Source organism: Nocardia pseudovaccinii, from assembly GCF_050942345.1.
GTDB lineage: Bacteria > Actinomycetota > Actinomycetes > Mycobacteriales > Mycobacteriaceae > Nocardia > Nocardia pseudovaccinii.
In genome coordinates this window covers 6,326,711-6,342,871 of sequence record NZ_CP192074.1, presented here as the reverse complement: position 1 = coordinate 6,342,871, position 16,161 = coordinate 6,326,711, and the positions used below count along the sequence as shown (strand labels likewise).

The 16,161-nt window shown below is 66.1% G+C and carries 11 protein-coding genes; 5 read left to right on the top strand and 6 right to left on the bottom strand.

What is annotated here, in order from left to right:
* Position 1: 1 nt before the first annotated feature.
* Positions 2–5,224: a hypothetical protein gene (locus ACQPZ2_RS28635; RefSeq protein ID WP_433521297.1), complete on the top strand. Its 5,223-nt coding sequence runs from the start codon at positions 2–4 to the stop codon at positions 5,222–5,224.
* Between the two features lie 150 nt (positions 5,225–5,374).
* Here ACQPZ2_RS28635 and ACQPZ2_RS28630 read toward each other — a convergent pair whose 3' ends face one another.
* A complete protein-coding gene (locus ACQPZ2_RS28630) occupies positions 5,375–6,124 on the bottom strand; it encodes an IclR family transcriptional regulator (protein ID WP_433521296.1) in 750 nt (249 codons plus the stop codon).
* 298 nt (positions 6,125–6,422) lie between these two features.
* Here ACQPZ2_RS28630 and ACQPZ2_RS28625 point away from each other — a divergent pair, with 298 nt between their 5' ends.
* On the top strand, positions 6,423–7,244 hold the full coding sequence (locus ACQPZ2_RS28625; RefSeq protein ID WP_433521295.1) for a hypothetical protein: 822 nt from the start codon (positions 6,423–6,425) through the stop codon (positions 7,242–7,244).
* Positions 7,245–7,927: 683 nt separating this feature from the next.
* Here the strand turns inward: ACQPZ2_RS28625 and ACQPZ2_RS28620 are convergent.
* From ACQPZ2_RS28620 to ACQPZ2_RS28610, 3 genes are read right to left on the bottom strand one after another with little or no spacing between them, the layout of a single operon-like run.
* Positions 7,928–8,803, bottom strand: a complete 876-nt coding sequence (locus ACQPZ2_RS28620) for a TniQ family protein (RefSeq protein WP_433521294.1) — start codon at positions 8,801–8,803, stop codon at positions 7,928–7,930.
* Positions 8,800–9,849 (bottom strand): TniB family NTP-binding protein, encoded by a 1,050-nt coding sequence (locus tag ACQPZ2_RS28615; RefSeq protein WP_433521293.1) that lies wholly within the window; start codon positions 9,847–9,849, stop codon positions 8,800–8,802. Before ACQPZ2_RS28615 ends, ACQPZ2_RS28620 begins: the two co-directional genes overlap by 4 nt.
* Entirely contained in the window at positions 9,840–10,727 is an 888-nt protein-coding gene (locus ACQPZ2_RS28610; RefSeq protein WP_433521292.1) for a Mu transposase C-terminal domain-containing protein, read from the bottom strand. Before ACQPZ2_RS28610 ends, ACQPZ2_RS28615 begins: the two co-directional genes overlap by 10 nt.
* Before the next feature lie 26 nt (positions 10,728–10,753).
* Here ACQPZ2_RS28610 and ACQPZ2_RS28605 point away from each other — a divergent pair, with 26 nt between their 5' ends.
* From ACQPZ2_RS28605 to ACQPZ2_RS28595, 3 genes are all read left to right on the top strand, one after another.
* Positions 10,754–11,002 carry a DUF5372 family protein gene (locus ACQPZ2_RS28605; protein ID WP_433520634.1) on the top strand — a complete coding sequence of 83 codons (249 nt, stop codon included), beginning with the start codon at positions 10,754–10,756 and terminating at the stop codon, positions 11,000–11,002.
* 189 nt (positions 11,003–11,191) lie between these two features.
* The gene (locus tag ACQPZ2_RS28600; RefSeq protein ID WP_433520635.1) at positions 11,192–11,677 is read left to right on the top strand and encodes a helix-turn-helix domain-containing protein; all 486 of its coding nucleotides are present in this window, start codon (positions 11,192–11,194) and stop codon (positions 11,675–11,677) included.
* 287 nt (positions 11,678–11,964) lie between these two features.
* Positions 11,965–14,064 (top strand): recombinase family protein, encoded by a 2,100-nt coding sequence (locus ACQPZ2_RS28595; protein WP_433520636.1) that lies wholly within the window; start codon positions 11,965–11,967, stop codon positions 14,062–14,064.
* Here the strand turns inward: ACQPZ2_RS28595 and ACQPZ2_RS28590 are convergent.
* A complete protein-coding gene (locus ACQPZ2_RS28590; protein WP_433521291.1) occupies positions 14,041–15,279 on the bottom strand; it encodes a hypothetical protein in 1,239 nt (412 codons plus the stop codon). The two genes, ACQPZ2_RS28595 and ACQPZ2_RS28590, sit on opposite strands and share 24 nt — an antisense overlap.
* Complete coding sequence (locus ACQPZ2_RS28585; protein ID WP_433521290.1) at positions 15,276–16,004, bottom strand: TnsA-like heteromeric transposase endonuclease subunit; 729 nt, start codon at positions 16,002–16,004, stop codon at positions 15,276–15,278. Before ACQPZ2_RS28585 ends, ACQPZ2_RS28590 begins: the two co-directional genes overlap by 4 nt.
* Between the last annotated feature and the right edge of the window lie 157 nt (positions 16,005–16,161).

Here is a 16,161-nt window from a genome sequence, read left to right as displayed (position 1 = left end):
AATGGCCGACGAAAAGAAAGATCTGCGTGCCGAACTGGAGAAGCGGCGCCGCTGGTTCTTCGAAACCCAGCTGCGCAGGCTCAACCTCCAGACCTTCCGTGGGATCACCAGTAACAAGACCGGTCCGGAGGACCTTGCGCTGCTGAATCTGTTCACCGCGTCGCCGTTGCCCGTATCCGTGCCCAATCGACCGGGTGCGCAACCACATCCGCGCGGGCGCGTCTATCTGGACAGCGAGCGGCCGGTCTGGGACGACGACGAGCTGATGCGGCGCAACGCGTTCGCGGGCGTGCTGATCGGCAAGAACGTCGACTGGCTCGGTTACCGGGATCCGCACCGCTTGAAGGAGCGAATCGCCGGGCTCGTAACGGTTTCTGAACCGGACGTGTTCGCCTCGACCCGGGAGAAGGACGCGCTGGCCGAGTACCGGCGCAAACCGGCCACTCTGACGCCCGAGCCGCCGGCGGCGGTGCCCGAACCGGTGGATCCGTTGAAGAACGATCCACTACCCAAGGAGGTGGAGGACTTCTTCACCGATGGCCGCGGGCAGGCGATGAGCCGTGCGTTCCTCGCGCAGGCCAAGCCGTGGTTGATCCCCGAGCTGTACCACCCGGCCCATCGTGACCCGGCGAACCATGACAACTCGAAGGGCGCCGAGTGGCTCGCCGATCTGGAGAAGTTCCTCAGCGACTTCGAGACCGAGCTGCGGCTGGTTAACGGCGAAAGCGCCGCGCCGACCCTGTTTCCGCCCGACACTCCCGTCGGCTACAGCCTGTACCGGCAGCTGATCCAGGACGGGTTGCGCCGCTCGACGGCGGGCGATGCCGCGAACGCTGTGCAGGCCCGATTCCTGCACAGCTACACCGTCTTGGACGACAAGCGCGTCCCGCGGCCGCGCTATCTGTATGGAATCCAGATCGGCACAACGGGATTCGAGCTCGATAGCGTCGAGAAGTTCCCGTATTCGGAGATGACGAAGTACTGGCTGCGCTGCTTCGCGCATCCAGTGAAGGAGGTGATCGCCAGCAAACCGGACTCGGATATGGGTCTTGTGCACCTCATGCGGACCGTGTATCTGTTCGGGACCATCCCGAACAAGGTGGCCTCGGCCGACGAGCTGCGGCGGTGGCGGCAGCGAGTGAAACCGGACTCGACCTTCGACACATTCTTCGCCAACCGTCGCGCCGAGGAGGACTTCCAGAAGAGCCCCGACCTGACGACACGGCTCAATGCCGCCCAGCAGAAGCTTCGCATCATCCTCGAGGAGAGCGCCGCCGATCTGGGCAGCGCGGCGGTCACCTTCTCTCCCATCGCCCAGGAGGCGCTGCGAAAAGCCGTCCACGGCTACAAGTTCTGGCTCGACGAGCCGCTGCGGGCGACCGAGAACCAGGCCTTTCAGAAGGTTCGCGGCGACCTGGGCTACGACAGCACCGCCGAAATGGAGTACTGGTCGGAGAACCACTACATCATGTTCGCCTCGTCGGAGTATCTGGCCGGACAGTTGTGGGAGGACGACGACTTCCAGCCCGGTGCGCTCTACACCTCGTTTCCGGACACCGAGTTCGGCCTGCTGACCGGCACACAGCGCAGGGAACGCGGCAAGGCCAGGGTGCTGCGCTGGCTCAACCACCGACTCCTGTTCGGCTGGACCGAATTCAACTCCTCGGGCTACTACCGCGAGCATCTGTGGTCACTGCTGAACCTGGTGGACTTCGCCTTGGACTCCGATGTGCGGATGAAGGCGACGATGGCCGTCGATCTGCTGCTGTTCGACGTCGTGCGTTTCTCGCACCGCGGGTCGATGGGAGCGCCGGGCGGACGCAGCCAGTTCAAGTCGAAGGCCTCCGGATTCGACAATGCGCTCGGCGACGCCAGTGAGATCCTGTTCGGCGAGCGCGGATTGTTCGACGATTCCGATTCCGAGATCGGAGCTGCGCTGGCCACTTCGACCTACCAGGTACCCGACGTACTGCTCGAAATTGCCGCGCATCCACCGAAAGCGGGATTCATCGACCGCTCGCGGGTGTCGATCACCTTTGCCGAGGCACACAGGTACGGTCTGTGGTTCTCCCAGCAGTCCGACGAGATCGATTCCTACCGTGCGGGATACGCGCCAAAACTGGCCCGACACGCAGCGTTTCTCGGTGAGATGTATCGGGACATCGAACGCACCCACACCCGCGACGACACGGTTGCTTATACCGCCCACGACGACAGTGTCGTGTTCTGGTGGAGCGCATCGGGTTTCCTCAACAAGCAGGTGGTGACGGGGACCTTGGAGCGGGTCGACAAGTTCGGCCTGCACGACTGCGAGGTGTTCAAGAAGCTCGCTACACTGGTCGGCACCACACTGCCGAAGGTCAAGGGGGCCGGGCTGCTCGGCGTGGTCGGCGGCATTGTCGGCGGCGTCTATGGGGCCATCGCCGGTGCGGTGCTCGGCACCGTTCTCGACATCTCGGATGCGGAGGACATCGCCGACGATCTGTCCATCTTCGTCGAGGGCTCGACGCGCACCCGCGCCAATATCCTCACCTATCGCAATCCCGACATCATGCTGGCGAGCATCCAGAACTTCCGAGTCGGGCAGATGAACATCCAATCGAATGTCAACCAGGCGACGGTGAACGGCGCGCTCAACGTCTTCACCACATCCGGGCTGGTGAACCTGGATGTCTCGCCCGTGCTCGCGGGGCTGACGGGCGCCTTCCTCGGCAACGCGCTCGCGGGTCCCCCTGGAGCGGTGATCGGCGGTATCGCCGCGATCGTCGGGAACGAACAGGCGGTCACCGGGACCAGCCCGTTCGGTAGTGGCGCGGACGGGTTGGATTGGTGGACAGGGTATTTCGCGCTGCCCATGGTCGCGCAATACGGCCCGGCCGCGATCATCGCCTACGACTTCCATGCCGTGCAGAACGATCTCGCCGACTGCGGATCACATGTCTTCTTCCCCAAGAGCGGCTTCGACCGCACCGATGAGCTGCGCAGCTCGGCCTACGACGACGCCAACTCCGCACTGTTCGAAAACTTCGACGTATTCCATTACGGACCGAAGGGTTTCTGGGTGTTCGGCAAATACACGCACGCGGATCCCGGTGTGCCGGTTGCCGATCGGGGCGAGGCATACATCGGTGTGTTCTCCAATCAGCACCCGACCTGGCTGAGCCTGCAGGAGGACGAGGTCGACGTCTACAACAAGGCGGTGGCGAAGGAGGGCAAGGACAAGATCGGCGCGCTCGTGCTGCAGATCGCGCAAGAGAAGGACGCGACCAAGCGGACCGAACTGGCCAAGGCGCTGGCGGATCTGCAGCGGCTCTGGCCGGACCCGTTGCCGCAGGACTACTTCGCCGATCGCGATTGGCACCACGACGGCAAGAACATCTGGATCATCCAGGTGGGTAACAAGGCCGAATACGGTGACTACGAGACGTTCAAACAGCGGGTCAGCAGCGCGCGCGTGCATCTGGACGACTCCGGCGACATGGAATGCAACTACCACGTTCCGCTGCCCGGCGGCGGCAGTCGAGTGCTTGCCTTGAAATACGGTGACGGCGGCGAATTCCATTGGGCCGATGAGCCGTTGCAGACCGACCACTATCCGCGCTTCGAGAACCCGTTCGTGCGTGGCGGCCGGGTGGAGTGGGGCCAGCGGTCCTACGTGATCGAATACAACGGCAAATCGCTGCTGCACGACCTGCGCGACTTCCGCATTCCCGAACGCGCCGAGAAGTTCTCGGTCGGCGACCCCGACGCGGTGCTCGGCCTGGTGATCTTCATCCGCACCAAGGACGAGGATATGGACGAGAAGACGCTGGGCACCGCGACGGTGCGGATCGGCTGCACGACGGTAGCCGACGATCAGATCATCGCCGTCGGCCCAGTCGATGACGACACCACACACGATACCGAGTGGATATTCTTCGACACCCGCGCCGTGGCGGCACCAGATATGACAATCGACGTGCGGCACAAGGCATTCAGCGACGGTGACAACGAGGCCGACTGGAACATGGGCTTCCGGCTACAGGCGCTGATGGGCGATTTCACGCTGTGCGACTGCACTCTGAACTGGGACTCCTCGGACTTCGATGAGGACAGGCGCAGCACCGGCCCGCTTCCGTTCGCGATCCGCACCGACCGTTGGCGGCCCTGGGAAGCGGTGCCGCACAGCGGGATTCTCGGACAAACCGTGCTGGCCATCCAGGCCTCGACTGATCAGCGGTACTACGACCACAGTGAATTGCTGATCACCACACCGCAACAGGTGCGGCATCGCCGACTCGACCCGTGCTCGGCCACTGAATCGCCGGTGCTGGACATACCCGGTGGGCCCGCGTTCACGGCGGAGTGCGCGGTCCGCGCGGTATCCCGTTATCCGGGCCATCTCGTCGCGGGCGCGCTCGATGCCGGCCGGTTCTACCTCAGTGCCCTCGACCGGAACGGCACCTGGACGCACTGGGCGCAGGAGCGGCCCGATTTCGGTGGCGAGATCCCCTTGGCCACGGCCGCAACGTTTTTCGCCGGCCCGTCCTATGCGTCGTTCGACGGCATCGAACTGGTGGTCCCCGGTGCGGACGGACATCTCTACGCGCACTTCGATCGCCACCTCACACCGTCGTTCACCGTCCCGAGCGGGTCGGGTTTGCTCGGATGGGCCAAACTGATCGTCGACAAGTTCACGCTGCGCGCGGACGGCGACATCGTGCTCACCGCGGACCGACTGTTCGCCTTGGACACCGCGGGCGGGCTGTGGACCTCACCGATGCTGCGCTCCACCCTGCTTCCGCCGAGCCCGAACTGGACGAAACTCACCGAGGGCCAACAGATCCAGACCTACACCGTAACCACCGACGGGGACAACACCCGGATCGTGGCGACCTCGGTGGACGGGCAGGTGTTGGATGCCACCGTGAACGGGGACAAGGTCATGGACTGGACCATCCTCACCCCGCCCGGCGGTAAGACGCTGCCTACGGGCACGGGCGTCGCCTGCGCGGCGACCGAGGAGGGGCGCATCGATCTGATCGCCGTCACGGCCGACGGTGAGGTGGTCACCGCCGTGTGGAAGGCTCCGACCGGCTGGTCGGGCTGGACCCCGATCCCTCAGGACGCGTTGCGTTTTCGCGCCGCACCAGGCACCCCACTGCTGGTGCAGCGGGTGCGCAGGCAGCTGGAGGTGCTGGTGCGGACCGACCGAGGCGAGTTGGTACGGGCCTGGTGGTCCTGACGTCACCGCGCCCGCAATGCCACCAACACTGCGCGGGCTGCCGGCGAAATTGCCAGTGGAATGTGGTGGTCGCGCCTGCCCGACCATCACATCTGCATATCCAAAGGGGCGGGCACCCAAGATTCACCTGGATGCCTGCCCCCAGCACAGTCAGAGCGATATGACTCCTCGCGATCTGAGCAGCCTGGTGAGGTTGGTACTCACCAGGCCCGCCGCCCGCAGTACTGCTTCGGCCATAACCGGGATCCGCTGGAGTTCGGTCACAGTCGCCGCCAGCGCCGCGACGATCTCGCCCGCGGGGCCGCGCACCGGTGCGGCGACGCAGGCGAGTCCGAAACGGCTCAGATCGGTGTCGTAGGCGAGGTTCTTTTCTTTGGTCACGGCGAGTCGGCGATTCCACTCGTGCGGCGAAATGCCATCCGGTGGTGTCGGGTTCGGGTGGCCGATGGCCAAGACCTGTTCGGCGGCGGTGCCCGGTGGCAGCAGTACCCCGGCACGTAGTGGAAAGATTTCATCGATTTCGCGCCCGATGCCGCCGATGAGCATGGTGTGTCCTCGGTCGGTCACCGCGAGGCTGAAGCCACCACGATCGGACGCCGTCGTCAGTTGGCCGAGCGGATGTGCCGATGCCGCCCGCAGCAGCCGCGCGGGTTGCCAAGTTTGCCCGAGCCGGAAGACTCGGGGGCCGATCTGATAGCGGCCGCTGAGCCGCTGTACGGCCCCTTCCGCGACCAACTGGTCGAGCAGCCGGTAGGCCGTTGCCTTGGGTAGTCCCGCGGCCGACGACAGTTGGGTCAAACCCATCTCATCGCCGCGCGCGAGGACCTCGAGCAGGGCGAAGGCCCCCTCGAGGACGCCGCGGCCCCCCAAGGCCGTCTTGTCGATCGTCGCTTCGTTCACTGTCTGTCCTCCCGTGCAGATAACGCAACGAACCGAGCACCATGCGTCTTATCGCTCGTGGTCCGGCGAATGGAACGCCCGGTTCGCTCATCCGACCGGTGACTACTGCGGGGCGGCGGATCGGCTCCACCATTGATCCATCGCGCCGAACTGGCGCCGGGGGTTGCTCTTACAAGCGAGAAGTCTCCGGCTCTCGCGTCTCGCCCGCGCTTCATCGACGTCTCACGGCGCCGAAGCGGGGTGACCGGCGGTGCGACGGCTCGGGGGAAGTTTCGGCAACGAAATCGAGGGAGATCAGATGGTCGACAGCCTTTTTGCTGATGTGTCATATTTTCAGGCGCCGGTGGATGATTCCTATCCATACGCAATCCTGAGCTTCCGGTCGAACGACGGCACGTTCCGTGATCCGAACTTCGCCGCGAACTACGAATGGGCTTGCCGGGCGGTCGAATCCGGTCGTTTGGCGTGTTTCGTCGTGTACTTCTACTGGCGGCCGAACTGGCTCGACACGGTGTGCACGCACCGGGAGATGATCGAGCAGGCCGGTGGTCCGCATCGGCGGATGATCACGATGATCGACGTCGAATCCGGTGGCAATCCCGGCGGCGATCAATCCGACGGCATCAACCGCGCGTACTGGAATATCGCCGACTGGCTGGGGGATACGCGCCGGGTCGTCGGCTACGCCAACCACGGAGATTTCCACGGCATGTGGCCCGACCGTCCCGACGGGTTGCGGGTGATCGGCGCGGGTTACGGCCGCAACCCGAATCTGCCCGGTCAGATCGCCCATCAATACACCGACGGCCAGGGCTTCGGCGGTGGCCTGCCCGAGGGCTGCCCACCGTTCGGGGATTGCGACATGAACGCCGCCAACGGCATGTCGCCGCAGGATTTCGCCGCGGCGTGCGGCGTGGGAATAGAGGAGGAATTCATGTCCGCATTGACCGAGGCCGAACAGCGCGAACTGCTGGAGAAGACCCGGGAGATCTGGATCCAGCTGCGTGGACCGGAGGGTAAAGGCTGGCCGCAGTTGGGGCGGGACGCGCACGGCGCGAACCGCACTCCGGTCGATGCCCTCGCGGCGGTCGAGGACGCGCTGGAGCGCCCGCGGAAGTAGTCGCCATCCCCAGTAAAGACGACCAACTGTGTCCCAGCCGGTGCAGTAATCCTGGATTCGGAGCCCGATCATCGACTCGATACGGGGCTCCGGGTCCGCCGCTGTGCCCTCACTGTCCCTGCGCAAGGCTGGTGGCGCGGTTCACGGGATGGGGAGAAGTTCTAGACCAACCCGATCACACGGCACGCACCTCACAGACCGAGCACGCCGAGGATACCCACCACGTGCCTGCCGATCCGAGTCGGTTGCAGCGGACGGAATGGGTCACCGACCCGCTCAGTACCGTCGAGGCCCGCGCGTCAGCGCATCCCCTGAAGACCGGTGACGACCGAACCTGGTGGTATGGGCCGCTGAAATGGGGAGATCGCTAAGGTTGTTCGGCGGGAGCGGCGTGAAAATGTTTTGAAGGGCGGCTCGATTCCCCTCGCCGTGTACAGCGAATTTCGCAGACCCGCCGGGCGCCGGATACGTTGGTATCCGTCAATCACTGAACGATCGGTTGGTAGGCGCGAATACCCCTGAATGAGCCCCGAACCGTCGCAGACCGGTCCGGGGCTCATTCGGACTCTGTGGACGGGCAGGCGGCGGCTCTCATGATGCTTGTGTCCCAGCTCAGGGGATGTGGCGAACGAGTAGTTCGGTGACCTGGGGTTCGCCAGTTTGGATGAGTCTGTCGTATTGGCTTATGGCTCAGTGAATCTGGCGAGTGCGGAAATGAGGCTGGCTGGTTCGGCTTGGAGGGTGGCGAGGTCATCGAGCCAGGTGCGGAGGGGGTGGCCGGGCGGTGGCTGGTAGTGGCGGTCGCTGAGCAGGATTCGGCCGGCCTCGGCGAAGAAGGCGCCGCCGAGTCGATGGTCGAGGGCGACGTCGCGCCAGTAGGGGGAGGTGAGCAGGGTGGTGATCGTGACGAGCCGCGGGTAGATGGCTGCCTGGTATTTCGGGTCCTCGGGTGAGCCGGTTTTGCCCAGGTGGCTGGGGTCGAGGGTTGCGCCGACGGTGTCGGAAAGTTGTGGGGTGCGGGTCCAGATCCGGCGCGCGTAGGTGAAAGCGTGCGCGGTGATCGATGTCCCCCGCCGTCGGGCGAGACGTCGGTGCCGGGTCTGGGCGGCGATCACGTTGGCCGCCGCACTGATGTCGACGAATGTGCGGGGCTGGTGGTGGCGGGCGGGTTGGTGGCCGATCCAGAGGAGATGTTTCGGGCAGGTGCGGACGTGGTGGGGGTAGTAGCGGGTGACCGGTCCGCCGCGGTGGCGGCTGGTGCAGCGGGGGCAGGCGGGCATCGGCTGGCGGCGGAACAGGGTCGCGGTCGTGTGCCGGTGGTCGAGTTCGGGTAGCGCGCGAGCCAATTCGGTTGGCGGGTAGCCGGTGACGATGGAGAGCCCGTTGAGGTTGTTCGGGCTAATGGTGTCGATCGGCAGGGTGGGGTCGAAGTCGAGGTGGTGTTTGAGGTCCTCGGGGTGGACGCGATTGGTGGCGCTCAGCCGCCGCAGGTAGGACTCGAGGGTTTCGTGGAGCGCGGGAGGAATGGGGATCGGGAGTAGCCGGGGCCGTGGTGTCATGCGATGCCGCGATGGTGCTTGGCGTCTTTTCGATCGGCCGGTCGGGTTCGGTGTTGGGCTGCGCGGTCGAGCGCGATGGCGTCGAGGTGGGCTTTGGTGATTTTCTCGGTGCCGTCGAGGATGGCGTCGACGGCGGCCCCGCGGATTAGGTGGGACAGGCTGCCGAGCATCCCGCCGGTGCGCTGGTAGAGGTATTCACCGTGTCGGGCAAGGGTTCCGGGTTTGTGCCGGTGCAGGCGCAGCGCTTGTTCGAGGGTAGCGACCACGGCCCTCCATTGTTCGCGTTGGCTGGTGGTGCCATAGGCGAAGGGGTATGTGGTGATGCTGGTGAAGCGGCTGGCGATCTGGCTGCCGCGGACACCGGAGAACAGGCCGGCGTGTTCGAGGTCGATACCCGCGTAGACGAATGTCGCCCGGATGCGTTCGGAGAAGTATTTCAGTTGATCGGAAACCTCTGCGCCGGAGCGGGTTTGGAGAGAGATATTGTGGATTTCGTCGACGATAACCAGGTCGCAGCCGACGTCGCAGAGCACCCCGCAGACCGCGTCGGTGACGTCGGTGAGGTTGGCGCGGCTGGTGATGGGCAGGCCGAGGAACCGGGCGAACTCGACAGCGACCATGCGCGGGGTCGCCGCGGGCGGGAGGGTGATGTAGAGGACCGGGATGCGTGAACCGGGCACTGGATTGCGCAGGCGGACACCGAGTTCGTGGGTGCGGCCGAGTTGGGTGATCGCGGTGGTCTTGCCGGTGCCGGCGGCGCCGGTGACGATCAACCCGCGGCGGGCGGAGATCTGGCGGCGGTTCAGGATCAGTAGTCGCCGAACGGTTTTGACGACTTCCTGGATCGTCGGGGTGTTCACCACGATCAGGTCGCTGTGATAGTCCAGCCGGGCATCGTCATAGGTGGCTCGCTGCGATAGGTCCAGATCCGGCCAGTCCTCGCGTAATTCGGGTGCGCTGCGGTTGCGCGCGACCCAGTCCGACCAGCCTTCCTTGGTAGTGAGCGGTTCGTCCGGTGGCGGTTCGGCGGTGTCGGTCACGGCCATCTCTCGGCTTCGGCGGCGGCATCGAAGACGCCGAACGGGATCACCGTGGCGAGGTCGCCGGAATCGTCGCTGCCGTCGTCGAAGTCGTCGTCGGTGTCGGGCTCGGTCACCGCAGCTGTATCGACCGGTGGGTGCGCGATGGCCGCGCGGGTGCGGGCAGCGACCTTGCCGTCGATGGCGTTCGGTGTCGCCGCGACGGGCCCGGTGCCGGCGCGGTCGAGCAGGTCGGCCAATGCCCGCGCGGTCGCGGTCTCGGCGGGTTCGGTGCTGGGCGAGGCGGCGGCGAGGCGGCGGGCGTGGCGCCAGGTGAAGTCCGCGAACGGCGCGGTCACCATCGGCAGGTGTGTCCAGGCCGCGCGGATCCAGCCGCCGTGGTGGTGGTTTCGGACGAATACTTGGGTCAAGTCGTAGGGGTCGTAGCGGATCTCCCAGGCGCCGTTGCGGGTGTTCACCCCGGAATGTAGGCGGCGGTAGGGGTTCAGGGCGCGGTCGTCGTAGGTGCGTCGGTCCAGGCGGATGCCGTAGTCGTTGATGGTGCGCCATTGGCAGGGCAGCAGTTCCAGATAATCCTCGCCGGTGAGCATCAGCGGCAGATATCCGGCGGCGCTGACCAGCAGCGAATACATCTCGTTCGGTGACACCGCCCGACCGCTGTCGGGGCTTGGCAGGCCCTCGTGGGGGCGGCGCTGCCAGTGAATCACCCACTCGTCGAACAGCTCCTGCAGCTGCGCCAGCGACCACACCGCCTCGGATTCGACGGTTGCGCCGCGGCGGGTGACGTCGCGGCCGACGTAGCCGCAAATGTATTGGCAGAACAGGGTATTGATGGACTGGAAGGTCCGTTCGATCACGCTGTTGGACCGAGTCGTCGAATGCACCCGATGCCCCTGATACGCGACGTGTTGTGCGTGTAACCCATCCCTTCCATCCGTGGTGCGGGCGGGAGTTCGAGTTCGTTGCGCTGCGCAACAACTGGGGCGAGGACCGGGTGTGCTTCCACGACGAGCGCGGCGAGTTGAAGTCCCTGCCCACTGCCTGGACCGACGCGGCCGAGCCGGACCCGTTCGTGATCATGGCGGCGGGCCGCTGCGCGTTCCGGGTCGGCGATCTACTCGCCCTCGCCGTCATGATCTCCCAGCTGCACTCGGCGTGATCGGCCTGTCAATCAGACTACGCCGCGAGTGTCAGGAAGATTATGCCGAGAGGTTGGATAGCGTCCGATACATTCTGAGATGGCAGGCAGTAATTCCTTGATATGACTGGACTTTCGTAGTGCTTCTCGGCTAGCTTCCTTGATCGTGTTGACAGAATCCTATTGACACATGGAAGGGTGGAGGTTGGCGTGGCCAAGCGGCGTGAGGATCAGAAGGCGCGGGCGTTGCGGGAGTCGCGGACGCTGAACCCGCGCCCGGAGGTAGTGTCCGACGAGCGGTTCGCGTCCTCGGAGTTCTTCGACGCGCGGGACATGGTGCAGGTCAAGTACGAGATGGTGCGCCGCGTCGAGGTCGATGGCGTGCCGGTCGCCCGCGCGGCGGCGGCGTTCGGGTTGTCCCGCCAGACCTTCTACCAGGCCGCTGCCGCGCTGGCCGAGGGCGGCCCGGCCGCCTTGGTGCCCGGCAAGCCCGGCCCGAAAGGGCCGCGCAAGCTCACCGCCGAGGTCATCGACCACTTGGAGGAGCTGCTGGCCACCGACCCTGCCAGACGGCCTGGCGAACTGGCCGAGCGGATCGAGCAGCGGTTCGGAATCCGGGTGCACCCGCGGTCGGTCGAGCGGGCGCTCGAGCGCCGCCGCACCGAATTCGAGGAGGGACCCAAAAGCGGCCCCTGAACCCGCGCGGGGCGAGGGCGCCGCGGAACGATACGAGCGGCTGCGGCGGGCCGTGTTGTCCGGTCGGCCCGGTGGGCACCGGCTGGGTTGGGGTGTGCTGGCCGGGCGCGGCATGGCCGCCTGGCTCACCACGCAACAGCAGATCCTCGTTGCCCCGCAACATAATTCGCGAGATATCCCTGTCAGGCAAGCGATCGTGCCATCAGGCCGGACCGATGAGTTGGTTCGGGTGATGGCCGGCATGGCGCTGGCTTGCCTGCGCGCACCACACGATCAAGGAGCAGTTGATGCACACCCTCGCCGCGAACGCGGCAGGCAAGGTCGGCCACGAGCACCTGCGGCGTGACGCCTACCTCTATGTTCGCCAGTCCAGCCTCAAGCAAGTGCTGACCAACACCGAGTCCGCCACCCGGCAATACGCGTTGCGCGGCCGGGCAGTGGCCCTGGGCTGGGCCGAGTCGCAGATCATTGTCATCGACACCGACCAGGGCCAGTCCGGGGCCTCGGCTGCCGACCGGGAAGGCTTCCAGCGCCTCGTCGCCGAGGTCGGTATGGGCAGAGCGGGGATCGTGCTGGGCCTGGAGGTGTCCCGGCTGGCCCGCAACAACACCGACTGGCACCGGTTGCTGGAGATCTGCGCCCTGACCGGCACCCTGATCTGCGACGAGGACGGCCTCTACGACCCCGCCGACTTCAACGACCGGCTGCTGCTCGGCTTGAAAGGCACGATGTCCGAGGCCGAACTGCACTTTCTCAAAGCGCGGCTGCGGGGCGGTCAACTATCCAAGGCCCGACGCGGTGAGCTGGTCATGCCGCTGCCGGTCGGCCTGGTCCGCGACGGCACCGGCACAGTCACCCTCGATCCCGACGCCAGCGTCCAAGGCGCGGTGGCGCGGGTGTTCGACACCTTCGACGCGACCGGGTCCGCCCTGGCCGTGGTCAAGGCATTCGCCGCCGACGAACTGTTGTTCCCCCGCCGCCTGGCCACCGGGCCGCGCAAGGGCGAGCTGTCCTGGGGCGAGCTCGAGCACTCCCGGGTGCTGCAGGTGCTGCACAACCCCCGTTACGCCGGCGCGTTCTTTTACGGCCGCCACGCCCACGCGCGCAAGCCCGGCGGCGGGCAGAGCACCCGCGTGCTCCCACGCGAGGAATGGACCGTGCTGATCACCGACGCCCACGTCGGCTACATCGGCTGGGAACGGTTCGAGGCCAACCAAGCCAGACTGGCCGCCAACGCCACCGCCCACGGCACCGACCGCCGCGCCAGCCCACCCCGCGAGGGCCCCGCCCTGCTGCAAGGACTCGTGATCTGCGGCAAGTGCGGTGGCCGGATGACCGTCCGCTACCACCAGCGCAAAGACCAACTCACGCCCGAATACGTCTGCCAGTCCGAGGGCATCGCGCGGGGCAAGGCGATCTGCCAGCGCGTCCCCGGCGCCTCGATCGACGCCGCCGTCGGCACACTGCTGCTGGACACCCTCACCCCACTGGCCCTGCAGACCGCCCTCGCGGTCTCCGACGAACTGGCCGCCCGCGCCGAGGAAGCCGACCGCATCCGCGCCACCACCGTCCAACGCGCCCAATACCATGCCGACCTCGCCCGCCGCCGCTACCTTGCGGTCGACCCCGCCAACCGCCTGGTCGCCGACCAACTCGAAGCGGCCTGGAACGCTGCCCTGCGCGAACTCAACGACGCCACCGAAACCTACGAACGCGCCCACCACAGCCACAACGGGCCCCTCGACCAAGCCCAACGCGACGCGATCACAGCCCTGGCCGCCGACTTCCCCGCCCTCTGGAACAACCCCAACACCCCGATGCGCGAACGCAAACGCGTTGTCCGCCTGCTGATCGCCGACGCCACGCTCGCCCGCAACGACACCACCATCACCGTCCACATCAGACTCCGCGGCGGCCAGGACCACACACTGACCCTGCCAATCCCGTTGGCCTCCTGGCAGATCCGCCAAACCCCCACCGAAGTCGTCACCGCCGTCGACACACTGCTCGACGAACACACCGACTCCGAGATCGCCGCCATCCTGACCAACCAAGGACTCACCAGCGGCACCGGAGGACCCCTCCACCTCGGCATCATCCGCCACATCCGCCACGCCTACCAGCTACGCAGCCACACCCAACGACTGCGCGACCAGGGACTGCTCACCCTCAACGAGATCGCCCGCCACCTGGCCATCAGCCCCAACACCGTCAAGACCTGGCGCAACAGCGGGCTGCTCACCGGCAAACGCGCCAACGACAAAGGCGAATACCTCTACCAACTCCCCAGCCCCGACCTCGCCCGACCACGACCCGGACGCCCACCCCGCAAACCAACCCCCGCCACCACAACAACCACCGCATCAACCACAAGGAGCGCAGTATGAAGCCAGAGGTTTGTCGGTCGGGGTGCGCGGGTGCGAGGGCTGCAGCGAGATCCCGAGCGTCTCGCAGGACCGTATGAACGTCTCCGATAGGTAGACCTTGCCGCGGTCGCAGCCGATCACTTCCGGCACGATCACCGGCTTGCCCGCCGCCTGCTCCATGCGGTCGTCGATATCGGCCAGACTGCGATGAGGCAGCCGCGAGACCGACATCGCCAGCGCCTGCGGCCAACCCGGCCGCATCAGCTCGGGCACCAGCATCCGCGCCAACAGCAGCGACGCGTCCACCGCCTTGGTTCCCATCGGCCGAAGCACCCCGGCCCCGATCGTGCGGGTCGCGACATCGATCACCGCGGTCAACTCGACCCGGCGGGCGATCCCGTCGTCGAACACCGCCAACACATCCAAAGGGGTCGTGTCGATCTGAACATGCTGGCCCGGCCGAGACGCCCAGGTCGCAGTGAACGGCCCAGCGGGACGGTTGGCCGCCGAACGCCGCGTCTTCGCCGAGCCGAAGGTGTGCCGGCCCGTCGACAAGCCCGCGACGAGCCGGTTGAACGTCGCCTTCGACGGCAACTCCACAACGCCCTCGCCGTAACGTTCGACCAGGACCGCTTCCACCCGCCGCCGCAGCCGATCCCTCGTGCCCGTCGACCGCGTCGTCTCCCCATCCAGGATCTCCCGGATCGCTTCGGCCACCCGCTCATCGGTGCGCGCATAGGTCGAGGTCCGACGCTCCGAACGGCCGTCGACCAGCGCCCGCACTCCACCGGACCGATAACGCGCCCGCATCCGCTGAACAGTCCGAACACTGGTGCAGATCCCGGCAGCAGTGAGTTCCGCGGCTTTGCTGGCCTCTCGCTCACGCAAGGGCAGCCCCGGATCGTATTCCGGCCGCGCCCGCGCATCCGGCGAACTCCCCGGCGGCAGACCGGTGTCCAACTCGATGAGGTGACGCTCCCAGAACCGGGCCAGTTCAGCCTGTTCCTCAGGCAGATCATCGAGACTCTGCCCGGCCAGCCCGCGCGATCGCCGCACCTGGCCAGCACCTGCGCTGATGATGCGGAAGCCGTCGGAGGCGACCAAATGCATCGGTGACACCGCCATCGGCTCGCCGTCCGGATTCACCAGCCGCACCATCGTCGCCGACACCGCGACCACCTCATGCTCGACATCATCGAACATCACCCGGTCTCCGACCGCGAGCGCATTAGTCATCGGACCGTCCTGGTCACCATCGACCAACCCTCCAGGCGGACAGCAAGATCGGCGACCAGCTCTCTCGACCACAACAGGTGGTAGAGAACCGGCAGAACTGCTATCGGATCACCCACCGAACAAGCGCCCTCGATCAAGGGCCGCGGTCGCGCGAACGCCCTCGACAGTGCCGACGCCGCAGGCTCGACCCGATAGCGCAGATGTCGATACCCGCCAAGCCAGCGCACATTCGCCAACCACACCGGGTCGTGCCCGGTGACCAACCGATACGACCAGCCCAACTCCGAGCAAGCACGCTCGGTCACCGCGAACACCGCCGCGTCCTTCGGTTTGATCCGATCCGAAGGGCGACAGTCGATCACCACACCCACCCCGTCGCAGCGGCGGGCAAAGAAGTCCGGCGCATGCGACCGCGTGCGCACACCATCCGGCCATGACAGCCAAAACGGTTGCGCCGCAAACCCAACCACATCCGGATCGAAGTCCAGCGCCATCGCCTCGTCACGCTCGAGCCACGACTCGAATCCCACATGCGCCCCGGTCGTCGCCGAGTAATACAACCCCGGATTGTTCCGCTGCCCCCGAAACGACGGAATCGACCGAACCGGCGCCACCGCCTCGAACGCCACACCGGACGCCTCCGACAACGGACCCCGCGCGGTGCCGCCATCCGCGTCGGCGAACACCACCTCGAAACCCTGCAGCCCTGTCCTTGTGGCAGCCATCCTCGCCCGTTCATGCCATGCCGATGGCCAGGGATCCTGCCAGATTCGCCAGATATATTGAGCCATTCGCCAGATAATCGAACTGACTCGCCAAATACCTTGAGTCTCCGCCAGATACCTTGAGCCAGGACAGCAAAAATGGACGGGCACCTTGATC